Origin of the sequence: Chloroflexus aurantiacus J-10-fl, from assembly GCF_000018865.1 — a bacterium.
In the GTDB taxonomy this organism is placed as follows: Bacteria; Chloroflexota; Chloroflexia; order Chloroflexales; family Chloroflexaceae; genus Chloroflexus; species Chloroflexus aurantiacus.
On the sequence record NC_010175.1, the window covers coordinates 3,754,066 to 3,776,362 of the forward strand.

General features: G+C 54.9%; 17 protein-coding genes. 12 read left to right on the forward strand and 5 right to left on the reverse strand.

Annotated elements, in window-relative coordinates:
- Positions 1-327: 327 nt before the first annotated feature.
- Positions 328-1,932 (reverse strand): helicase HerA domain-containing protein, encoded by a 1,605-nt coding sequence (locus CAUR_RS14740; RefSeq protein WP_012258660.1) that lies wholly within the window; start codon positions 1,930-1,932, stop codon positions 328-330.
- Between the two features lie 156 nt (positions 1,933-2,088).
- Between CAUR_RS14740 and CAUR_RS14745 the strand changes: the two genes are divergently transcribed.
- The 3 genes from CAUR_RS14745 (at position 2,089) to adhP (ending at position 5,088) form a co-directional block, all read left to right on the forward strand.
- A complete protein-coding gene (locus CAUR_RS14745) occupies positions 2,089-2,442 on the forward strand; it encodes a response regulator (RefSeq protein WP_012258661.1) in 354 nt (117 codons plus the stop codon).
- Positions 2,443-2,567: 125 nt separating this feature from the next.
- Entirely contained in the window at positions 2,568-3,362 is a 795-nt protein-coding gene (locus CAUR_RS14750; protein ID WP_012258662.1) for an HAD-IIA family hydrolase, read from the forward strand.
- A 700-nt stretch (positions 3,363-4,062) separates the two neighbouring features.
- Complete coding sequence (gene adhP / locus CAUR_RS14755; protein WP_012258663.1) at positions 4,063-5,088, forward strand: alcohol dehydrogenase AdhP; 1,026 nt, start codon at positions 4,063-4,065, stop codon at positions 5,086-5,088.
- A 128-nt stretch (positions 5,089-5,216) separates the two neighbouring features.
- Here the strand turns inward: adhP and CAUR_RS14760 are convergent, their stop codons facing one another.
- Positions 5,217-5,942, reverse strand: a complete 726-nt coding sequence (locus CAUR_RS14760) for an HAD family hydrolase (protein WP_242604939.1) — start codon at positions 5,940-5,942, stop codon at positions 5,217-5,219.
- Between the two features lie 140 nt (positions 5,943-6,082).
- Here CAUR_RS14760 and CAUR_RS14765 point away from each other — a divergent pair, with 140 nt between their 5' ends.
- Positions 6,083-7,063, forward strand: a complete 981-nt coding sequence (locus tag CAUR_RS14765; RefSeq protein ID WP_015909308.1) for an AAA family ATPase — start codon at positions 6,083-6,085, stop codon at positions 7,061-7,063.
- Between the two features lie 10 nt (positions 7,064-7,073).
- The gene (locus CAUR_RS14770) at positions 7,074-8,504 is read left to right on the forward strand and encodes a VWA domain-containing protein (RefSeq protein WP_012258666.1); all 1,431 of its coding nucleotides are present in this window, start codon (positions 7,074-7,076) and stop codon (positions 8,502-8,504) included.
- Between the two features lie 238 nt (positions 8,505-8,742).
- Here CAUR_RS14770 and CAUR_RS14775 read toward each other — a convergent pair whose 3' ends face one another.
- Positions 8,743-9,339: a CDP-alcohol phosphatidyltransferase family protein gene (locus CAUR_RS14775; protein ID WP_012258667.1), complete on the reverse strand. Its 597-nt coding sequence runs from the start codon at positions 9,337-9,339 to the stop codon at positions 8,743-8,745.
- A gap of 284 nt (positions 9,340-9,623) precedes the next feature.
- Between CAUR_RS14775 and CAUR_RS14780 the strand changes: the two genes are divergently transcribed.
- From CAUR_RS14780 to CAUR_RS14800, 5 genes are read left to right on the forward strand one after another with little or no spacing between them, the layout of a single operon-like run.
- A complete protein-coding gene (locus tag CAUR_RS14780; protein ID WP_012258668.1) occupies positions 9,624-11,561 on the forward strand; it encodes a histidine kinase N-terminal 7TM domain-containing protein in 1,938 nt (645 codons plus the stop codon).
- Positions 11,530-11,907 (forward strand): response regulator, encoded by a 378-nt coding sequence (locus CAUR_RS14785; RefSeq protein ID WP_012258669.1) that lies wholly within the window; start codon positions 11,530-11,532, stop codon positions 11,905-11,907. Before CAUR_RS14780 ends, CAUR_RS14785 begins: the two co-directional genes overlap by 32 nt.
- Positions 11,908-11,942: 35 nt before the next feature.
- Positions 11,943-14,816: an ATP-binding protein gene (locus CAUR_RS14790; RefSeq protein ID WP_012258670.1), complete on the forward strand. Its 2,874-nt coding sequence runs from the start codon at positions 11,943-11,945 to the stop codon at positions 14,814-14,816.
- On the forward strand, positions 14,809-16,392 hold the full coding sequence (locus CAUR_RS14795) for a GGDEF domain-containing response regulator (RefSeq protein WP_012258671.1): 1,584 nt from the start codon (positions 14,809-14,811) through the stop codon (positions 16,390-16,392). The genes CAUR_RS14790 and CAUR_RS14795 overlap by 8 nt, the downstream gene beginning before the upstream one ends.
- 2 nt (positions 16,393-16,394) lie before the next feature.
- Entirely contained in the window at positions 16,395-16,988 is a 594-nt protein-coding gene (locus tag CAUR_RS14800) for an ATP-dependent Clp protease proteolytic subunit (RefSeq protein ID WP_012258672.1), read from the forward strand.
- On the opposite strand, the gene CAUR_RS14805 is transcribed toward CAUR_RS14800, so the two are convergent.
- Positions 16,963-18,048, reverse strand: a complete 1,086-nt coding sequence (locus CAUR_RS14805; RefSeq protein ID WP_012258673.1) for an alpha/beta hydrolase — start codon at positions 18,046-18,048, stop codon at positions 16,963-16,965. The two genes, CAUR_RS14800 and CAUR_RS14805, sit on opposite strands and share 26 nt — an antisense overlap.
- A 9-nt stretch (positions 18,049-18,057) precedes the next feature.
- On the opposite strand from CAUR_RS14805, the gene mnmE reads away from it, so the two are divergent.
- Positions 18,058-19,416: a tRNA uridine-5-carboxymethylaminomethyl(34) synthesis GTPase MnmE gene (mnmE, locus tag CAUR_RS14810; RefSeq protein WP_012258674.1), complete on the forward strand. Its 1,359-nt coding sequence runs from the start codon at positions 18,058-18,060 to the stop codon at positions 19,414-19,416.
- Positions 19,417-19,470: 54 nt separating this feature from the next.
- Complete coding sequence (locus tag CAUR_RS14815; RefSeq protein ID WP_012258675.1) at positions 19,471-20,673, forward strand: phosphoglycerate kinase; 1,203 nt, start codon at positions 19,471-19,473, stop codon at positions 20,671-20,673.
- Between the two features lie 161 nt (positions 20,674-20,834).
- Here CAUR_RS14815 and CAUR_RS14820 read toward each other — a convergent pair whose 3' ends face one another.
- Positions 20,835-22,181: a golvesin C-terminal-like domain-containing protein gene (locus CAUR_RS14820; RefSeq protein WP_012258676.1), complete on the reverse strand. Its 1,347-nt coding sequence runs from the start codon at positions 22,179-22,181 to the stop codon at positions 20,835-20,837.
- Positions 22,182-22,297 lie beyond the last annotated feature (116 nt).

The following is a 22,297-nucleotide window of genomic DNA, read 5'->3' on the forward strand; positions in this document are numbered from 1 at the left end:
CGCAGTGGTGGCGGCGGTAGCCAGTGTGTCAGACCGTGGGGCAGGCTGGAAGCCTGTCAGCGGGGTCAGCGCCTGCTGGCGATGGAGAGGATGCCTCTCCACGCGGGCTGGAAGTCCGCGCCACGGGGAGCGCGTGCAGCCCGGCCTAACGCAGCGTGACATGTGGGTAATGCATAGCCTCGCTGGGGGGAGGAACAGACAAAATATACGAACGAACCCACCGTTTATCGCATCAGAACGTCCCAGTGCAGCTCGCCGTTCTCCCCGCTCCCGCACTGCGGGAGTGAGGCCGGGGTGGAGGTGAGTCGCATAACCCCTCCATTGGTATCAATCTGGAAATAGCTCATCCACCTCTTGCTGGGCCTGTACCAGATCAACTGCACGCCGGGTGCGTTGCTCGATATAGCGGTAAAACTGTTCATCGTAGGCACGGGTTTGCACCACGACCGGCATGGGTACTGCGTGGCCAAGCACAAGTGCCTGCTGGCGGGTGTCGAGGTTGGCCAGCACAGCGCGGAGCCGGGCGCTACCGCCGACACCGGTGAATACGGCGTCTATATCGTGTTCATCACTCAGGAGAGCGGTGATGCGCGTACCGAGCTGGCTGAGTACCTCGCTGTCGATAGAAGAGGGCCGCTGATCAACGACCAGCAGGGTGACGCTATACTTGCGCATTTCGCGGGCAATCGTACCGAAGATGGTTTGTCGCGCCAGGCGTGGGTTAAGGAATTTGTGCGCTTCTTCGATAGTGATCATGAGCGGGCGCGGGCGATCTGCTTCATTTTTAGTCTGAAGATAGCGTTCGGTTTGTTCGCGCCAGCGCTGGTGGATGCGCCGGGTGAGGATGTTGGCAACCAGCATGTAGGCTAATGGATCATCGTAACGACCAAAACTCAACACTACGTGCCGTCCGGCCATCAGCGCATTAATGAGATGATCGACGGGCGATAGATCCGCCTGATCCCGAACAAAGCCGAGACGTTTCAATTGCAAGGTCTTGCGCTTGAGGGCTTGTAGCGAGGCCAGACTGGCGCTCTTCTGTTCGGCAAATGCCTTCAAGGCTTCCTGATCCATCTCCCACAACGCCGCCAGCCATTGAGCGCGGTACTCGTCAACCAGTAATTCGGCTGTCTCGGCAGCAGTGGGATTGAGATTCAGCTCTTCGCTCAACAACAGCACATCTTCCGGTTCGATCTGATTGTAGCCGATCACAATCTCGCCATCGATCTGCCCGTGATTGAACGCGCTATCGGCCAGACTGTACACCAGGACGCGGCTTCCGAAGAGCTGACGCAACCCCTTAACAAAATGACTCCCTTCTGAGCGGGCCGTCCATCCATATTCATTGTGCATATCGAAGATCAGATTAGAGGCCACGTCGCTCAGAATCACGCCGCACACCAGCAGGCGGGTCAGAAAGCTCTTGCCGGTACCACTCTTCCCAAAGACGCCGTTCGAGCGCTCGACCAGGCGATTCAGGTCGATACATACCGGCACCGCCATATCGAGCGGCGTTCCGATCATAAACCGGCTCCCCTCTTCCTGGCCAAACACCTGCGTGAAGTCAGCTTCGCTGGCCTCGTAGAGTGGGGCGAAATGAGGTGGCACTGTTTTAACCGGCAATAAATCAGCGTCTCCGTCGAGAGGCAGCATCAGGCGAAGATCGAGCCGAAGTTCGCCATAGGTCGTGGTACCGCTGAGCACACTGGCAAAAAACTCGTCGGCTGGCGGTGGATCGATCATCACCTTTGGTGTGGTTGCCCCAAGCCGGACATCGGTCACCATCGAGAAAAATGTGAAGCGCTGGCCCTTCACGACCACGAACTTACCAACGCGCATATCTTCAACCGACGTACCGGCATCGAGTCGTACCGTTAAACCCTCTTGAAGCGAACCGCCGGTGACCACACCGAGCCGTTGCCGTTGCTGCATATGAACCTCCTTCACCGTATGCCCGTAACTGATCTTAACACAGGTCGGCGTGGGAGAGCTTATTACAAAAAGATGAACCGAATGATGAACGCGGAAATTTGGCGATCTATCACGTTTTGTATAGTGACGTAAGACACAAAGTGAACGAGAGATACTATGCGCATCCTCATTGTAGAAGACGAAGCCAATGTGCGCTCTTTCTTGCAAAACGCAATGAAAGCATTGCGACGTGGTGTGAAGGTTGATACGGCGAATCATGGTGCCGATGGCTTGAAACTGGCGCGTCGTCAATGGTACGACCTGATCATCACTGATTACCATATGCCAAAGATGGACGGCATCGATCTAACCTTCACCTTGCGCCAGGAAGGGTATACTATGCCGATTGTGATGATCTCTGCTGATCCCATTGTTGAGCCGTATGCGTTAAATGCAGGCGCTAACCTCTTTCTGGCAAAGCCGGTAAGCCTGGAAAATCTCCGCTACATGCTTAATGTCTTTGGTCTGTAGGGTTTCCGAACACCAGATGAGTTCGATGGCAGACGTGCGACGCTTTAAATGTATCGCACGTCTGCTATTTGTGTGATACCATCTCTAGCGGTATGGCACGTGGTGAACAAGATACTGGAGCTGGCATGCAAACAATTCCACGTTATGACGGTTATATTTTCGATCTTGATGGTACAATCTATCTGGGTGACATTCTCTTGCCCGGTGCTGCTGAACTCTTGCACACGCTACGCCGTGAGGGGCGTCGGGTCACATTTCTCTCGAACAATCCGACGAAGACACGTCGTCAGTATGCCGAGCGGTTGCAGCGCCTGGGCATTGCTGCCGATGAGCACGAGATTGTGAACAGTTCCGCAGTTATGGTCGAATGGCTGCTGGCCAATGCGCCCGGTGCGTCATTGTTCGTCGTTGGCGAAGCACCGCTCATCGGTGAACTGGAGGCAGCCGGTTTTCCCCTGAGTGAAAAACCGGGTGAGATTGCCTTTGTGGTTGCTTCGTTTGATCGAACTTTCACCTATCGCAAGCTACAAATCGCCTTTGATGCGATTCGGGCGGGTGCACGGTTGGTGGCGACCAATCCCGACCGGTTCTGCCCGGTGCCCGGTGGCGGCGAGCCGGATGCTGCTGCAATCATTGCCGCTATCGAAGCCTGCACCGATACCCGCTGTGAGGTGATTGTCGGGAAGCCGTCACCGATTATGGCCCGTACTGTTACCAATCTGATCGGCCTGCCTCCTGAGCGCTGTATCATCGTCGGCGACCGTCTGATGACCGACATTGCCATGGGGGTGACCGCCGGCATGGATACCGCTCTGGTCTTGACCGGTGATAGTCAGCGCGCCGATCTGGAGCGTTCGCCGTATCAGCCAACCTATGTGCTGGAGCGGATTGATGAGCTGATTGGTGGGAGCGGCGTTTGAGCGCACACAGTTACCTGATGGCACTTCCATCGCTCGTGCGGCCTGCGCAATACCCATAACCCGGCATTATCTCCAGATTGCTGAGTCCATCACACTGCTGCTGAAACCCCTTCAACGCAGTACTGTATACATCATATCGCTATAGTGCGGAGGCTATGCTTCCGCACTCGCTATCTTTACTCCGCAAGGGTATCATGTCTGTCACGCCACCAGTTTTAGTGCCATCGTGCGACCCATTCACCGTTGCAGTGCTTTGTAGCAATCACTTGGGTGATACGAAATACCTTCGCCGCTACACCGCCTTTTGCAAATATATGATATGCCTCTTTGTTCCATCTTAATGACCAGTTTCTGGCGTAACCTGAAAAGATATGACAGAAATGTCGCTTTTTTGGGGATTGGCTATATAGATTATTGACATATTGTTGAGTGTATGCTATATTCCGTCATGCATTGTACTACGTCACATCAGTATCTTCCCTGTAAACATAAATATAGATATTGCTATTGCAGAAGTTTGGCTTTGCCATTCTTGTTTGTCATTATGTTAACGAAGAATTGCAACATTTGAAGTATTGATATTTCCTTGTTTTTCTATTGATGGTCAATAAGTTTTTGCTTAAAACAATGACATAAGTTGCCATTTGGGAATACTGGATAGCAATAAGGATAACTCAGGTTCACGAGAGGAGGAAGACCAATGAAAACAATGAAAGCCGCTGTGGTTCACGACTTCCATCAACCATTGCGCATCGAGGAAGTTCCCAAGCCGGAGCCGGGTTTTGGTGAGATTGTAGTCAAGATCGAGGCATCGGGACTCTGTCATACAGATATACACGCAGCGCATGGTGATTGGCCGGTAAAACCAAAACTCCCATTCATTCCGGGGCACGAAGGAATAGGCATTGTTGAAAGCGTCGGTGCAGGGGTAACTAACGTAAAGGAAGGTGATCGTGTTGCAATCCCCTGGCTGGGGTACGCCTGTGGCGAGTGTAAATATTGTGCTTCTGGATGGGAGACGCTTTGTGAGCGTCAACTGAATACTGGCTATTTCCTTGATGGGGCGCATGCTCAGTATGCAAAAGCGTATGCGAAGTATGTGGGTATTGTTCCGGCTGGGGTTTCTGCCCTTGACGCCGCACCGTTAACCTGTGCTGGCGTTACCACGTACAAAGCTGTTAAGGTCTCCGGAGCTCGTCCCTCGGAGCTGGTAGCTATCTTTGGTGTTGGTGGATTAGGTCATCTGGCATTGCAGTATGCCAGAATCGCCGGGGCCACGGTAGCGGCTATTGATCTCCTGGATGAGCGATTACAGACAGCACGCGAACTTGGTGCCGATATTACCATCAATGCCAGCACCCAGGACCCCATTGAAGAATTGAAGAAGTGGGGCGGTGCTGATGCAGCCATCTGTTTAGCTGTTTCACCGAAGGCTTTTGAGCAGGCTTATCGATCATTGCGACGTGGCGGGCGACTGGTTTTCGTTGGGCTTCCGGCTGATAACATGATTCAGTTGCCAATCTTCGAGACAGTGCTCAACGGTATTCATGTCATGGGTTCGATTGTTGGAACCCGCGCCGACCTGGCAGAAACATTTGCGTTACATGCCGCGGGCAAGACGCGAGTGCTCTTTGAGACGCGAAAGCTGGATCAGGTAAATGAAGCTTTCGAGGAGGTTGAGCACGGACGTAATAAGGCGCCACGAATCGTCTTCTCCGAATTTTAATGCAATGCATGGTATGAAGCGGGGCTTTGATGTTCATGTCCCGCTTCGACTACGTCTGATGTCGATGTTCAGCCTACCATGATCTCTGTTCTGGTCTCTTCCAATACTCTTCGCACAAACTCACTTCGCTACGCTGTAGGATCATGTTGGCTTCCCGTGCCGGGCCGTGAATGACGGTATCTGACCGAATGTGGATCATCCGCGCTCAATAACTCTCGCAATGTACCCACCGTGCTAGCCAGGGCGAGCGGGGCGGCAAGGTAGAGATCACGGTACTCCCCATATCCATAGGTCACCGCAATACAGGGCATCCGATGGGCACGTGCGCCGTGGATGTCGAAGATCGTATCCCCCACCATCACCGTCCAGGCGCGATCAGCACCGAGCGTTGGTAAGAGGGTGCCGATGACCATTGCCTTGTTGCCATCGCGGTCATCGGGATCGACGGCAGCGATTGCCTCGAAGAAGGGTTGCAGCCCAAAGTGGGCCAGAATCCGTTCGGTAGGCGGACGAATTTTCGAGGTGGCGACGAAGAGCCGGATGCCTGCGGCTTTGAGGTCAGACAGGAGTTCGGGAATGCCAGGGAAGACGGTGTTCTCGTACAGGCCGGTTTCCCAATAGCGTTGCCGATAGTGAGCCACCGCCTGATCGGCTAACCGTGGGTCGTCAAGCAGTTGCTCGAACGAGGCGTGCAAGGGAGGCCCAATCCAGCGCCGAAGCTCGTCGTCGCTGAGGAGTGGATGCCCTAGCCGTTGCAGGGCATAATTGACGCTGCGGGCAATACCGGTGAAGGGATCGGTCAGTGTGCCGTCAAGATCGAACAGGATTGCGCGAAAACGGTGTTGTCTCTTCATGCCCATAGTATAACGCAAAAACCGTGCTACCCGGCAAACGCCGGGAAACGGTGTTATAATACTCTCATCCGGTCTGAATAACCGAGATATGCATCTGAGACGCCTGCTACGCGAGTGATCATCACAGAAAGGCCCCGGGAATGTTCAATTCGATGGCCGATGTGCGTGACTTATTGGGGCGACAGAACTATATCGCCTCTGACGAGATCAGCACCGCGATTTTTCTTGCCGAGCGTTTGGGGAAGCCGTTGCTGGCCGAAGGCCCCGCCGGAGTAGGGAAGACCGAGCTGGCGAAGGCCTGGGCAGCAGCGCAGGGACGAGAGCTGATCCGTCTCCAGTGCTACGAAGGGCTTGATGAGACAAAAGCGCTGTACGAGTGGGAATACGCCAAGCAACTTCTCTACACCCAACTGCTGCGCGAAAAACTGTCTGATCTGCTCGGTGATGCGCAAAGCCTGCGTGAAGCGGCTGATCGGCTCGCTTCGCAAGAGGATGTCTTCTTTTCGGAACGGTTTCTGTTACCGCGCCCGCTGTTACGCGCCATTATGAGTGATAAGCCGGTCGTCTTGTTGATCGATGAGATTGATCGGGCTGATGCCGAGTTTGAGGCGTTTCTGCTCGAAGTTCTCAGCGATTTTCAGGTGTCGGTACCGGAGCTGGGCACGCTGAAGGCGAAGCATGTGCCAACCGTTATCCTCACTTCAAATAATACACGCGAATTGAGTGAAGCGCTCAAGCGTCGCTGTCTTTACATTCATATTGATTATCCTGACCTCGAAGCCGAGTTGCGGGTTGTGCAGTTGAAGGTGCCCGGTCTGGCGCCCAAGCTGGCGCGCGAGGCCGTCGCCCTCGTGCAGCGTCTGCGCACACTCGACCTCAAGAAGCACCCCAGTGTTTCCGAAACGCTTGATTGGGCGCGGGCATTGGTTGAGCTGAATGCCCGTCAACTCGATAAAGCAACGCTCGATACCACCCTGAACGTCCTGCTCAAATACGAGAGCGATTTACAGCGGGCACGTCGCTTGTTGCAGCAGGGAGATCGGCCCGACCGTCCTGATCGTCCTGACCGCCCTGATCGCCCACGCGGTGGGTATCGTGGTAGTGATTGGACAAATAACTAGCGGAGTAGCTATGGATCGACGTATTACCGAGTTCATTGCCGGTCTCCGAGCTGCCGGCGTGCGCATTAGTGTTGCTGAGTCTGCCGATGCGTTGCGAGCGATTGAACAGGCCGGTATTGCCGACCGCAATATTTTCCGGTTGGCGTTGCAGACAGCGCTGATCAAAGAGCGGCAGGATCAGACGATCTTCAACGAACTGTTCCCGCTCTATTTTGGCAAAGACGCTCCGCCGGCAATGCAACCGGCTGGTGGTGGACAGCTTTCGCCCTCTGAACTGCAACAACTGATGCAGCAGTTACAACAACTCCTCTCCCAACTGCCTCCTGGCCCGCTCCGTCAGCTCTTCCAGAGTATGGTGAGCGGTCAGCCACTCAGTAATCAACAGATTCGCTCGATGCTGGCGAATGCCTCTCCGCCACATATGACCAATCCACGCTATCGTGACTGGATGGCGCGCCAGGCGATGCGTGAGTTGCAGATGCAGCGGTTGCAGCAGGCGCTCCGTCAGCTCCTTGCCCAGCTCCGCGAGCAAGGGATGCGGGAAGAGGCGTTGCAGGCTATCGAACAGGCCGCACGGGCTAACCTGCAAGCGCTGGAGCAGCAGATCGGTCAGCAGGTGGCGCAGCAGATGCAGGAACAGGCGCAAGGTCAGGGGCCGCGCCAGAGTCAGGGCCGTCCCAGTGAGCGAGAGTTACTCGACCTACCGCTGGAACGCCTTGATGAGAGCCTGCTCCCGGAGATGCGAACGCTGGTACGAAAACTGGCTGCCCGTCTGCGTACACGGCTGGCGCTGCGCCAGCGTCGTGGTAAGACCGGTACCCTCGATGCCAAAGCGACGATCCGCACCAATCAGCGATTTGGTGGCGTGCCGATGCTGATCCGTCATCGCAAACGGCATCTCAAACCAAAATTGGTGATCTTGTGTGATCGTAGCGTCAGCACGCAGCACGTCATGTCGTGTATGTTGCTGATGATCTATGCCCTGCACGATCAGGTCAGTCGTACCCGCTCGTTTGCATTTATTGACCGCCTGTACGACATGTCGCACTACTTTGCCGAATCACGCCCGGAGCAGGCGATTACGCAGGTATTGGCTGAGATTCGGCCGACGCGCAGCTACAGTACCGATCTCGGTCATGCACTGGCTGAATTCTGCCGTGATCAGCTTCACCTAGTTGACCGGCGAACAACGGTGATTGTCCTTGGTGATGGACGCAACAACGACAATGATCCCAACCTGCCGGCATTCGAGCAGATTCGGCGGCGGGCGCGGCGAATTGTCTGGTTTGCCACTGAAGAGCGCTGGAAGTGGGGAGTCTACGATCCCGGATCGCTGAGCAGCGACATCTACAAATACGCACCGATGTGTGATGCGATGCACGAGGTGACAACCCTGCGCCAGTTGGCGAACGCTATTGATCGCCTGTTCTTACACCCGTAGATGCGTCATTAGCGTATGCGGGAATACACGTATAACTTAGTGTGGCGTGCGGAAGTCGGGCTTCCGCACAGTTTGTCTTGAGATGATCAGTGTTCGATAGACACCAGGTTGTCTATAGTACTGCCAGATGTCTTGCGCGATGTTCAACCGGTAAGCCTGACACTCAATGCGGTGTGGTACGGGCTGAAATCTGTACTAACCACTAGAGGTTATTGCGCTGCGGAATGATCAATCCTGTTCACGATGCCTTCGGCGTCCATCCCCGGCGCAACAGCGGCCATGCCTGCCAGAGGTATTCGATCCCTGAACCGACCGTCCAGATCAATGCCAGCCCCATAACAACCGGCCACAGATTCAGCAGCGGGACAAGACTACCGCCGAAGATAACACCGAGAAAACCACCGATCTCGGCATGGGCAGCCAGTAACCGCCAGATCAATGCCACGACCGTAATCACCAGCTTCTGCTTCCCAAAGCGACGGGCTGAGATCACAATCCCTTCGGCAGCGGCAAATGAGCGGAGACCGGAAACAACAAACTCCCGGATAATGATGGTGAGTGCAATCCAGGCTGGAATCAGCCCGGTTTCAATCATTGGAATGAGAACGCCGGCAACGAAAATCTTATCACTAATTGTGTCGATAAAAACGCCGAGAGGTGAAACAACCTTCAGATGGCGGGCCAAGCGACCGTCGGCCATATCACTCAACGCCATCAGCAACAGTAGAATGGCTGCGCCCAGATAGGCGGTCGGCGAGGCAAGCAGTACCATCCAGGCCAGGACAGGTGTAGCAAGAATACGGAAGAGACCTAGCAAATTTGGAAGCTGACGCATGGTAATTTCTCAGTTCTAAGCCTGCTCTGCAACCTCGATTATAGCACAAACTGTCCTTGTTTACTTGACATAAATAACATTTATTCCAGTAGTTGTGTCTGCTACCTGCCATGGTATAATTCAAACTAACCCTCTGATTGGAATAGTAGTAGTGCAGATATACAGGTCACTTATTACAATTCAGGCTGCTTGTTGCGGAAGACAGGTATTTGCGCTTAATGCCGCCGGGTTCATGGCATACTGGCAAACTTTCTTGAGCGTATCTGGTTCCTGTACACATTGATATGGTAGCAATTCTCGAACGAATCAATGAACTTCTCTTCGCTGCGGTATTGATTGTGAGCTTTTCGCTTCTGGCGTATATTGTGTTGCAAAACTGGCGCAGCGATATTGTCAGATCATTAGGTGTGTTGCTGGCCGGGGTCATCATTGCCTACAGTGGCGATCTCTTGCTGGCTCGTGCGCAGCGTCCGGCCACGATTGAATTTCTGGGTCGTGCTCAGTGGTTAGGTATTGTGCTGGTACCGGCAGGGTATATCCATTTTGCGAATGCCTTGCTGGCCTTTGGCAGTGCAAATACGATTGCCCAACGTTGGCGTAGAAGCGTGTATGCTGCGTACATCGGTAGTCTGGCAATCTTTTTGCTGGTTGTCCTCGGCACAAATCTGGTCATCTACACCGGTTCGCCAAGTGGGCCGGTTGCGCGCTTCAATGCTGGCCCGCTCTTTTGGTTTTACGTCCTCTTTTTCGGTCTGGCCATAGCCTCGGCCCTGATCGCGATTCTGATTGTCCGTCGCTCGGCCTTGACACCTGCTCAGCGTCGACGCTTAAGTTATCTGGGAGCAACCTTTGCCGCGCCAGGGATCGGTGTCTTTCCGTTTCTGCTGATAGCTTCACCGAATGTGATACCACTCACTCTGATTCTGGCGTTACAGGCGGTTGCCAGTCTGATTGTGATCGTGATGCTTACCGTCATGACCTATTCGGTAGCGTTTCAAGGCATGCTGATCCCGGAACGATTGATTAAACAGGATTTTGTACGGTGGTGGTTATATGGCCCGTTTGTTGGTATTACTACCATCCTGTTTATTCAAGCGGTGCCGGTCATTGCGCAGTATTTGGGGTTGCCACCAGAGACGCTGATCACCTTCGGTGTGATGGTGATGACGGTGTTGATGCCGATCTTTGTGACGCAGGCGAAACCCTACCTCGATGCGTTAATCTATCGCCAGGATCATTCTGAGATCGATTATCTGCGCAATTTGCCTCGCAACATGTTCACCCGTGCCGATCTGCGGGCTTTGCTGGAGAATTCGCTGGTTGCGATCTGTAGTGCATTGCACGTCAAAACCGGTTTTGTGGTCGCACCGGGTGAAGATGGCTTTAGCGTTAAAGCGGTATGGGGATCGCGCCGTGATGTTCGGCGGTTTGTTACCGATCATCCGGTGATGTCCATCCTCCCTCAGTTGGAGTCCATGCCGTATGACGCTGCTGCAAGTCTGGATAGCGGTTCGTTTGTGGTGATCGACGACTTTTGCCTGTTTCCACTGCGAAGTCCCGATGGCATTTTTCTCGGCGCAATTGGGCTGGAAGCGACTCTCGATCAATTGCGCCGTAATGGTGGTATGTCTGCCGATATGCGTCGTATGGTGACCGGCCTGGCCCATCAGATCGAGCTGGCGCTGACGACTGTGCAGATGCAACGACAGATTTTCGATGCCTTACGAGAGCTGGCGCCGGAGATGCAATCGTTGCAGCAATTGAGTTCCCGCCTGGAACAGGCAACCCCGCTAACGTTAAGTAATCTCGATGATGATATTGTCTTGCATCCAGATTTTCCTCAGTTGGTAAAGGATGCGCTTACCCAGTTGTGGGGTGGGCCAAAGCTGGCTGAGAGTCCGCTCCTTGGTCTACGCAGCGTGCGGCGGATTCTCGCCGAACAGGGTGGAAGCCCAACGCGAGCATTACAGGCCGTACTACGGCAGGCAATCGCTAATTTACGTCCTGATGAACAAATTGATCCGTCAGCCCAGGAATGGTTGTTGTACAATTTGTTAGAAGGACGTTTCCTGCGCCGACAGACGGTTCGTGATGTTGCTCATCGGTTGGCCATGAGTGAGTCTGATTTTTACCGCAAGCAGCGCATAGCAATTGAAGAGGTTGCCCGCCAGATAGTTTTAATGGAAGAGCATGAGTACGAAAATTCTTCTGGTCGAAGATGAGCCTGATTTGCAAGTCATCACCCGCATGGCGCTGGAAGACGCCCAGTATACGGTAGCAGTTGCCGGTAATGGTCTTGAAGCCCTTTCCATTCTTGATCGCGAGTCGTTTGATCTTTTGTTGATTGACCTGTTAATGCCGAAGATGGATGGTCTTGAATTATGCCAGCATTTGCGTCAACATCCCGTCTGGCAACATATCCCTGTGTTGTTGCTTACGGCTAACCCCAAGGCACATCTGTCAAATCACGATTTTCATCCGGCTGTGCGAGGATGGGTCGAAAAGCCATTTAATGTCTTTGAACTGGTCGATTACATTCAGTCTATTCTGAACGATGCGAAGACGTAGAGCGTTCTATAGACAGGAAGGTGGCAGGGCATATCGTGCAAGTGTCTGAGCGAGCGGTGTTACTGGCTATCTTGTGCCGGCAAATGTATCGCGCAACGTCACGCGATATGGTATGGCAGGTGCTGCTCGACGGCGCACGCAGTGTGGCAGCAGCCGACATGGCAGTCATTTATCAGTTAGACCCTGAAGCTGATCTGCTTCAACGATTTGTAGATCGTGGGACGACGGTCTTCCCGGATTACATTACGGTGCCGAACTATCTGCTACACGATTTACGCCTTTTGCGTCAACCGATCAGATTTATTCCAGATCAGCAATCGACCCCCCTGGCGCTGGCACTTACCTCTGCAATCTGGCCTGATCGACCACCGCGTGAGGTGGTGATTCTGCCGCTCATCGAGCAGGGGCGGCTGGAAGCAGTGTGTGTGTGCGGTTGGTTGTCACCGGTTTCTGATGAGGAGATCAGCGCATTGCAGTTTCTCGTCGATGATGCCACCTATGCACGGGCAATGCTGGCATCCACCGACAGGCGACAATCCGATCAAGGAGTAATCTCCGACGCGATCACCAACCTGACCCTGCTTTACACCCATACATTCGATCAATTGATTGAAGCAGCACTTGATCAGTTAGTGGTGATTGGCGAAGCCGCAGCGGGAGCGCTTTATCTGTACGATGATGAGGCGCAATCGTTGCGCTTGCAAAGCGTCAAAGTCAATGCTCTTGCTACGGCCTTTGCGCCTACGTTGCGTCAGTTGTGGCAAAACGATCTGGGGCGGCATTGCCAGGTGCTGGCCGAATCGCTGCTTGAGTCGAGTAACGAAGTCGTCTATCTGGTTGCCGATCCATCATCGTCACACGAGATTGCCCCTCTACACAGATTTCTTTGTGAGCATGCGATTGATGGCATTCTGTCGTTGACCATTGTCGCCGGAGGCTGGCAGGCCGGTGTTGTACAGTTGGTGCCGTGGCCAGGAAATGGTTTCAGTGAACGGCAATGGCAATGGTTGCGGTCACTGGTCAGACAGATCGGCGTGGCTATCGAGCATTCGCGCCTGTTTGAGCGTCTACGGGCTGAGCTGGATCACGCGCAGGCAGTGGTTGAAACAACGAATGATGGCATTGTGTTGATCAATGCCCGGCGCCGGGTGGTGATGGTTAATCGCCGTGCCTGCTATTTCTTCGGTGTTGCCGAGCACGATCTGAAAGGCCGGCCATATGACGATCTGTTGCAGGTCTTCAACCGGGTCTTCGCCCATCCTGCCCGCCTGGGATTGTGGCTCGGGCAACTGCTAGGTTCAGAAACCGACCGGGCAAATGAAGAGTTTCAGGTGGTCTGGCCACAGGTACGACGTTTGCAATGTTTCTCGGCTCCGGTTGTTGATCGCCGTGAACAGTACCTCGGACGTATCCTGATCTTTCGTGATGTGACTCGCGAGCGCGAAGTGGAGCAGATGAAAAATGAGTTTGTTTCCATGGTCTCCCACGAACTACGTACACCGCTCGCCAGTACTCAGGGTGCGCTCCAGTTGTTGTTGGGTGATAGTGAACGAGGTAAGTCCGGTCTGATTCGTGATATGTCGAGTGTCGAGCGTGACTTGCTACAACGGGCACTGACCAATACAAACCGCCTGTTGCGACTGGTGAATGATGTTCTGGATATTGCCAAAATTGAACGGGGGCAATTACAATTACAGCGCCATCCCGTCGCTCCCGAAGAGATCTGTCGGAACGCAATTGATGACCTGGCCAGTTTTGCCCGTCAGCAGCAGGTGACCATTTCACTCGACGTGCCGCCAAATCTTCCGTTGGTGGATGTTGATCGTGACCGGATCGTGCAGGTATTGGTGAACCTGCTCTCAAATGCGATCAAATTTTCACCGGCAGGGCAACAGGTTGTTGTGAGTGTTGCCCACGAGCAGGGGATGGTGCGTTTCAGTGTGCGTGACTGGGGGCCGGGTATTTCTCGAGCTGATCAACTTAAACTGTTTCAGAAGTTCCAGCAGCTTGATCAGTCGAAGAGTAACGTCAGGGGTGGCTCTGGTCTTGGTTTGGCTATCTCCAGGCAACTGGTTGAGCTGCACGGTGGTCGCATCTGGGTGGATAGCGATGTTGGTTTTGGCAGTACGTTCAGCTTTACGGTACCGCTGGCAGCGGTGCAGCGGATTGCGAGTGCCGATCAGCGTCCGCTCATCCTGATCGGTTCTGATGGTCATCCGTTAACAGATGTGCTGCACGCCCGGCTCATGGCAAAACCAGATTGGGAAGTTGTCATTACGCCTATCGCCGATCTGCAAACGACGTTGCCGGCACGTCAGCCGGCAGTGACCGTTCTGCTGCATCCTGTCAATGCCGAGGAGGTGATTGGACGACTACGCACTCTTGCACTCTACCAGTTGACCTCAATAATTATTGTTAGTGACGAGTCAGCGGTTAAACTGCCGAAAGACGTGGTTGTCTTTCCAGGAACGATTTCTGTAGATCAGCTTGTAGCAGAAATACATTATCAAACAACCAGGTATAAACCACTCATCATGGTTGTGGACGATGATCCGAATGTGCGTCCGGTATTAACGCGCCTTATCCAGCGCCATGGGATGCGTGTGCTGGCTGCGGGTGATGGTGAAGAGGCATTGGCCATCGTCCAACACGTTCGCCCACAAGCTATTCTGTTAGATTTGCGCATGCCCGGCCTGGATGGGTTTGAAGTGCTGCGCCGGTTGCAGGCCGATCAGGCGACAGCCTCGATTCCAGTAGTGGTGTTGACGGCAAACGATCTGGCGCCTGATGCACCTTCCCAGGCATTTGCGCTTGGTGCACGTGGTTTTCTCGAGAAGCCGGTCTCGGCTGAACGACTGATTGCCACGTTGACCTCCGTCATTCCAGCAGATGAGGGCAGTCATGAGTAAATTTTCTCCGGAGGTTGAACGGTTTATTCATCAGTATGTGTCACCTCTTACGTCGTTGCAGAGTGCTGTTGATCTCCTCGCACACCACTATGGACAGAGTACTGATCAGCGCCTCAACAATCTGGTCGCTTCATTACAGCGCTCAACCGTGCGTTTGCGCCAGTTTGCTCAGTTGCTGACAGAACATCTTCAACAAGAGGGCGACGACATCGTTGTCCGTGTCCCACGGGCCTGGTATTGGCAGGATCAGCACGCTGCACCATCTGCAGGCGCTCCACCGTCTGTATCGCTAGGGTCGGGTTCAGCAGTGCTGGTTGGCGGAGCAGCCCTCGATGATCTGGCTGATCTGCTCCACAATGCCGGCTGGCAGGTTGAACGGGTGTCATCATGCGCTGCCGGCCTGGATATCGCCCGTTACCGCCGTCCACGTTTGCTGGTCATTGCCGGCACCACTGCCGACATCGAGCCGGCCTTATGTGCGCAAATTGTGCATACCGATCCAGAGACACGCGGTGTGGTTGTGGCAATGGCCACCCGTGATCGGTCAGTCCGTCCTGTAACAGGCATTCCCTATATCGACCTGCAACAACCGCTGCTCGAGCAGCTCCATCGCCTGCTGTCAATGCATCACCAGGCCGGGCAGAGCGTACCGCGGATTTTGCTGGTTGATGATGAACTGGATATTCGGGTTATCCTTAGCCAGCAATTAACGGATGCCGGTTTTGTGGTGGTCACGGCCCCTGATGCGACAACGGCATTACGGCTGATGCATGAACAATTCTTCGACCTGGTCATCCTGGATCGACTACTGCCCGATAGTGATGGCTTAAACGTGCTACGGACAATTCGCTCGTCCGGTACGACACGCCTGATCCCGGTGATGCTGCTTTCAGCGGTGAGTTCGTTGGATGAGAAGGTACGCAGTCTGCAATTAGGTGCCGATGATTACGTGGTGAAACCATGTAGTGCGGCAGAACTGGCAGCACGTATTCGTTCGATCTTGCGCCGGAGCGAACGTGAGAGCAGTCTGAATCCAATTTCACGCTTACCCGGCAATACGACGATTGAACAGGTTATTCATGAGCGATTGGTCAAACAGGAACCTTTTGCGGTTGGCTATATCGATCTCGACAATTTTAAAGGGTATAATGATCATTACGGCTTCTTCAAAGGTGATGCAGTCATCTTACACGCTGCCCGTTTGTTGTCTGAGGTTGTCCACTGGCAGGGAACGCCTGACGATTTTCTGGGTCATTTAGGTGGTGATGATTTTGTGCTGGTTTCAACCCTCGAACGGGCGCAGCAGATCGCACAGGCAATGATCGAACGATTCGATGCTACTATTCCGTACTTCTATGCACCTGAGGATCGTCAGCGTGGTTATATTGTTGGACACGACCGTCAGGGACGACCGTGCCGATATCCACTGTTGAGTGTCTCGATTGCAATTGTACCGGTGACGCCGTCGCGCTATCAGCAGCCATACGAGATTGCAATGCGCGCAGCTATTGTGAAGCGACAGTCGAAATCGGTCACTGGGAGTTGTGTGATTGTCGATAATGAAGAAAGAGGATAGCAATGCCTTCTGTACCGGTACCAACGATTGTAGAACGCACGAGCCGTGGAGAGCGAAGCTGGGATATTTTTTCGCGCCTGCTGAAAGAGCGAGTGGTGTTGATCGGTGAACCTATCGACGATGAACTGGCTTCATCGGTGATCGCTCAGTTGCTGGTGTTGCAACAGCAAGACCCTGAACGCGATATCTGGATGTACATTAACAGTCCTGGTGGCGTTATCCGGGCCGGCCTGGCGATCTACGACACGATGCAACTGGTTACCCCCGATATTTGCACAGTGTGCGTAGGTCGTGCCGCGAGTATGGCGACTGTCTTGCTCTGTGCTGGCACGAAGGGGAAACGGTTTGCCCTGCCACACGCCACCATCCACTCGCATCCGGCGGGCGGTGGCGCCGAAGGGTATGCTCCCGATGTCCAGATTGCGGTCGATGAAATGCTGCGTCTGCAGCGGTTGCTGCGCGAGATCATGGCTAAACATTCCGGGCAACCCGTCGAGCGCCTTGAAGCCGATTTTAGTCGTGATTTCTATATGACCGCACCACAGGCGCTGGAGTACGGATTGATCGATGCTATTCTGACACCAAACCGGTCGTGAAGGCAGGTTGGTTTAGGTGTCGCGCGAGCCAGTCAACCGTGAGCGTAATGCATTCCAGGTCTATCGGGAGCGAGATATGACTGGCGAACGGCAAGAGATGATACTCAGCCCAGCCGGCTGCCAGCGCTGCAACTTCGGCTGCTGCGGCCGGCGGTACAATCGCGTCGCGTCCGGCATAGACCAGCAGGGTCGGTAATGGTGGCTCTCGCCGGGCCAGCGTGCGCAGGCTGTCGGGAAAGGCCAGGGCATCGAATAAATCCCAGGTACTGATCGTGGCCCGAATCCCACTGGTTTGCCACGCTCTGATCACATGATCAACAGCACCATCGCGGAAGAGGTGTAGCATGCGCAATTGCAGAATTGCCAGTGCTTCACGGATTTGCACCTGCCGGTATGCCCGTGCATCGAGTCGTAACCGTGGTGGTACTTCCCAGAGCGCCAGCGCATCCACGCGGGCGCCGTTCGCAACTGCCCGGGCCAGCACTGCGCCGCCGAGGCTCATTCCAATAGCTCCAACCTGAGTGTAGCGCTGGCGCAGCCAGTCAATCGGATCGGCAACACTGTCAACCATGTGTGGAAACGCCTGGGGCCGTGGACTCTCGCCGTGACCGTCGAGATCGATCAAGAGCGCGGCAGCGCCGTGCGCAATCAGTCTATCCACCAGGCGCCAGGCGTAAAAGGTCTTATCGCAGCCTGAACCATGGGTGACCAGCACCGCAGTCTTTGACCCACCGTGTGGTACGATGTGCAGTGCCGGTACCGGCCCATGGCGGGCGGGTAAATCGAGGCGTACAATCTGGCGATCCGGGTAACGTCCTGGCCGTAACTGTTGTTTTGGATCAAGTTGCCGTCGCCGGAGCGTGGCCAGCCCTATCTGACCAATGAATGCCGGTAATAGCAGGGCCAGATGGCTGCGCCATCCCGAAGCCGGCTGGCTCCAGGCCAGGGTCAGAAACGGTAATGCCAATCGGTTGCTCCAGCTCAACCCTCGCAGACCACTGAGATGGGCAACTGCGTTACCGAGTGTAATCAGCCGTAAAAAGGTATTAAGTAAACGCACAGAACCTCGATGAATGACACAATTGCTGCAATTGCCACACCACCCGGAGAAGGTGGCATTGGTATTATACGTCTGAGTGGGCCTGACGCTCAATCGATTGCGTTGCGCATTTTTCGCCCCGTGCGGCCAGGACGGTTGCGCAGTCATCGGGTGCGCTATGGGCACGTGATCGGGCCTGATGGCGAAGTGATCGACGAAGCATTGCTAACGCTGATGGCCGCTCCGCATAGCTTTACCCGTGAGGATGTCGTGGAAATCTCTTGCCATGGTGGGGCGCTTCCAGTCCAGTTGACGCTCGAAGCGGCCCTGGCTGCCGGTGCCCGCCTGGCGAATCCCGGTGAATTTACCTTACGGGCGTTCCTCAATGGTCGGATCGATCTGAGTCAGGCCGAAGCCACCCTCGACGTAATTCGGGCGCAGACGAGTGCCGGGCTGGCGATTGCCCAGGCGCAGTTGGGGGGCTGGCTGGCACGCGAAGTACGGGCTGCCCGCACAGCGATCCTTGAACCGCTGGCCTATATCACTGCGCTGATCGATTTTCCTGAAGAGGGGATTGAACCGCAGACGGTGGCCGGGCCAATTGAACAGGCACTGGCCACTGTCGAGCGCTTACTGGCCGGGGCCGATCAGGGCATGGTCTTGCGCAACGGCGCGCGCGTCGTGCTGGTTGGCCGCCCAAATGTTGGCAAGTCAAGCCTGCTTAATGCCCTGCTCCGGGTTGAACGCGCTATAGTTACCCCTATCCCCGGTACAACGCGCGACACCCTGGAAGAGATGGCAAATCTGGCGGGTGTACCGGTGGTGTTAATCGACACCGCCGGTATGCGCACCAGCACCGATCCGGTCGAACAGATTGGGGTGGAGCGAGCAGCAGCGGCGCTGGCCGGTGCCGACCTGGCCCTACTTGTCTTCGACTCATCACAACCGTTTACCCCCGAAGATGAAGCGATGCTGGTTGCCACTGCCGACCGACCGACCATCATTGTCTGGAACAAGTGCGATGATCCGGATGTACCGCCCCCACCCGCTCCGCCGCATCCGAAAGCGATGGCTGTGGTTGCCTGTTCGGCTCGCTATGGCCATGGGATCGATACGCTGGCTAAAACAATTGCCACGACCCTGCTCGGTGGTACATTACCGGCTGTTGGCGCAACGCATCTGGTCAGCAATCCGCGTCACCGGGCTGCCCTGCGGCGAGCCGCCGAGTTTCTGCGTGCAGCTCAAGAAACCCTGGCTGCCGGTGCGGCAACCGATCTCCTGGCAGCCGATTTAACCGGTGCTGCCAATGCGTTGGGTGAGATTACCGGCGAAACCGTGGGTGAAGATTTGCTCGACATGATCTTCAGCCGTTTTTGCATCGGCAAATAGCCCCTGTGTTACAATGACAGCGGGCCGTTATACCGCGAATAAGGAGGAACGCGCATGAACAAGAAGACCATCCGTGATGTGGATTGGGCCGGAAAACGTGCGCTGGTACGAGTTGATTTCAACGTGCCACTCGATGATCAGGGTCAGATTACCGATGATACCCGGATTCGGGCGGCATTACCGACCATTCGCTATCTGCTGGAACACGGTGCCAGTGTGGTCTTGATGTCGCACCTGGGGCGTCCGAAGGGTAAACCCAATCCGAAGTACAGTTTACGTCCGGTTGTTGAGCGTTTGTTTGAATTGCTGCCCGAAGCGAAAGAGGTCAAGAAGACCGAGGCGATCACCGGGCCGGCGGCTGAAGCGGCTGTGGCGATGCTGAAACCAGGGCAGGTCCTGGTACTCGAAAACACCCGCTTCGATCCCCGTGAAGAGCCAAACGATCCAGCGATGGCCGCTGAACTGGCGAAATTGGGTGATGTTTTCGTTAACGATGCCTTCGGCACCGCTCACCGGGCCAATGCCAGCACTGAGGGTGTAGCGCACTACCTGCCGGCAGTTGCCGGTTTTCTTATGGAAAAGGAACTGACGTACATCGGTGGCGCCCTGAATAATCCGCAGCGTCCATTCGTAACCGTCATCGGTGGTGCGAAAATCAGTGACAAGATCGGCGTGATCGAAAATCTGCTGGGTAAGGTCGATGCACTGCTCATTGGTGGTGGTATGGCCAACACCTTTCTGCTTGCCAAAGGGCTGAATGTTGGTGATTCGCTGGTCGAACCGGACAGTGTACCGGTGGCCCAGCAGTTGATGGCCCGTGCTGAAGAGCGGGGTGCCCGGCTGCTTTTGCCGGTTGACGTGGTGATTGCCGATGCGTTTAGTGCCGATGCCCAGCGCCAGGTTGTTGATGTAAGTGACATTCCTGCCGGCTGGCGTGTGCTCGATATTGGCCCCAAGACCATCGAACGATACAGTGCCGAGATTCGGGCTGCCCGCACGGTTATCTGGAATGGGCCAATGGGTGTCTTTGAACTAGAGCCGTTTGCCGTCGGTACACGCGCTATCGCCCAGGCAATGGCCGAAGCGGCTGCCAATGGCGCAATCACAATTGTTGGTGGTGGCGATAGTGTGGCCGCAGTGGAACAGGCCGGCCTGGCCGATAAGATGTCGCATGTGAGTACCGGCGGTGGTGCCTCACTTGAGTTACTTGAGGGACGAGTCTTACCCGGTGTGGCTGCGTTGCAAGATGCAGAGTAGTCTGGGTTAAGCAGGATCGTCTTCGGGTGACCTATGGACGTAGTTTGATCCATCCTACGCCCGCCGCTTTTTTGGTACGGGTTAAGCAGGATCGTCTTCGGGTGACCTATGGACGTAGTAGCACAGGCCAACGCCTGTGCTACTTTCCAATCTACCAGCGCCTATGGCACCGCTGTCGTATCTACAACTGCCGCAGTCTCCCACGACTCAACATTCCCTGCCCAATCGCGTGCACGAATCCGGAATTCAAACTGTTTGCCTTCATGGGGGCCAAACCAGGCACTCAAGTCGGTCGTGCCCAGTTTCCAATCCGTCCAGCCACCGTTCGGCAATAGCCGCACCTGTACGTCGTAACTGGCGATACCGGTCATGTCATCATTGCCGCCCCACTGGAGCTGAAAGCCATTGTCAACCCGTGAGATCGAAATAATCTGCGTATCAGGCGGTGTCGTGTCACTGCGCGGTTCCCAGGCAATAGCGTCGAAGCGCACTGCCAGGCCGCGATCATCGGTGAGATCGCTCAGAAAGACCTGGGGTACTTCATTGGTAACACCGCCAAAATAGTATGTGCCAAGCGAAGCCCATTGCCCGGCAGCGGCCCGTTGGTCGAGTGTTACTTCGGTGATTGCTCCGTCATGGCTGATCCGATAACGGGCACTGGTCGTTGCCGGATTGCCGCAGACCGGAATGTAGGCTTTTACTTCGTAGAACCCTGGACTGAGATCAGGCGCTTGCCAGCTTGCGGCAGTAGTGGCTTTTGTGGGATCGGTCGTCGAGTAGGTCCATTGATGTTGCCCGTTTAAGCCACATGTCTCTTCATACCAGTCTTTGCCAACTGGATCAAAAGCGGAATCAGTATTATCGATGGTGGTTGCACCTTCTGGAGCAGTTACTGTCGGATCAGGATCATCGGTTATCTGCCCGGAGCTAACATCGATAGCTGAACCGGGGCCGGGGTCTTCGCCCAGCCAGAGAAATGTGACGTAGACATAATCGCTGCGGGTCATACCCAGGTCATCCCAGAAGGTACCATCAGCGATATCGATCCCATTCGGAAGTGTAATGCGTCGCCCCCACTCATCGCGTCCGCCGTTGTAGCCATGATAGTAGGCGGCTTCAGCCATCGGCATACCTACCGGTAAATCGCTGTACCGTCGGTTAGGATTCCAGTAATCATCGCGGGTGTTCCAGGGGCCGACATCCCAGACCGGTACGACCACTGAACGGCCATTATAGGTGAGACGAACTTTGAATTTGTCAGTACCTTTGGGCGAGAGAACACACCAGCACGGGAGAGCGACGAAGCGGTCGCGGGGTTGAATGATATGACCATTTGCGGTTCGGCGACCAACTAAACCTTCGCGGGTAGCGAAAATACGGTAGGTTGGTGCGAGGTTCGACTGCTGAGACGGTGAAGTCGTTGGGGCAGCCTGAACGTGGGCGATGGCTGTCGAAAGCATGACCAGCACAACGACAAGCAGGCCACGACGAACGATCCTTCCTCTCATAAATTGTTTCCTCCTTTGTGACGGCATACGGCTATTCGCCGGGCAGACGCGAGGCAGCCGTCATCGGGTGAGGTCCGCCGACGTCAGGGGCGCCATTGGTGCCTCGTAAACATTAC

Coding starts and splice junctions, on each gene's coding strand:
- CAUR_RS14740 (WP_012258660.1), bottom strand. CDS start 1,932: ATGCAGCAACGGCAACGGCTCGGTGTGGTCACCGGCGGTTCGCTTCAA.
- CAUR_RS14745 (WP_012258661.1), top strand. CDS start 2,089: ATGCGCATCCTCATTGTAGAAGACGAAGCCAATGTGCGCTCTTTCTTG.
- CAUR_RS14750 (WP_012258662.1), top strand. CDS start 2,568: ATGCAAACAATTCCACGTTATGACGGTTATATTTTCGATCTTGATGGT.
- adhP (WP_012258663.1), top strand. CDS start 4,063: ATGAAAACAATGAAAGCCGCTGTGGTTCACGACTTCCATCAACCATTG.
- CAUR_RS14760 (WP_242604939.1), bottom strand. CDS start 5,942: ATGAAGAGACAACACCGTTTTCGCGCAATCCTGTTCGATCTTGACGGC.
- CAUR_RS14765 (WP_015909308.1), top strand. CDS start 6,083: ATGTTCAATTCGATGGCCGATGTGCGTGACTTATTGGGGCGACAGAAC.
- CAUR_RS14770 (WP_012258666.1), top strand. CDS start 7,074: ATGGATCGACGTATTACCGAGTTCATTGCCGGTCTCCGAGCTGCCGGC.
- CAUR_RS14775 (WP_012258667.1), bottom strand. CDS start 9,339: ATGCGTCAGCTTCCAAATTTGCTAGGTCTCTTCCGTATTCTTGCTACA.
- CAUR_RS14780 (WP_012258668.1), top strand. CDS start 9,624: ATGGTAGCAATTCTCGAACGAATCAATGAACTTCTCTTCGCTGCGGTA.
- CAUR_RS14785 (WP_012258669.1), top strand. CDS start 11,530: ATGAGTACGAAAATTCTTCTGGTCGAAGATGAGCCTGATTTGCAAGTC.
- CAUR_RS14795 (WP_012258671.1), top strand. CDS start 14,809: ATGAGTAAATTTTCTCCGGAGGTTGAACGGTTTATTCATCAGTATGTG.
- CAUR_RS14800 (WP_012258672.1), top strand. CDS start 16,395: ATGCCTTCTGTACCGGTACCAACGATTGTAGAACGCACGAGCCGTGGA.
- mnmE (WP_012258674.1), top strand. CDS start 18,058: ATGAATGACACAATTGCTGCAATTGCCACACCACCCGGAGAAGGTGGC.
- CAUR_RS14815 (WP_012258675.1), top strand. CDS start 19,471: ATGAACAAGAAGACCATCCGTGATGTGGATTGGGCCGGAAAACGTGCG.
- CAUR_RS14820 (WP_012258676.1), bottom strand. CDS start 22,181: ATGAGAGGAAGGATCGTTCGTCGTGGCCTGCTTGTCGTTGTGCTGGTC.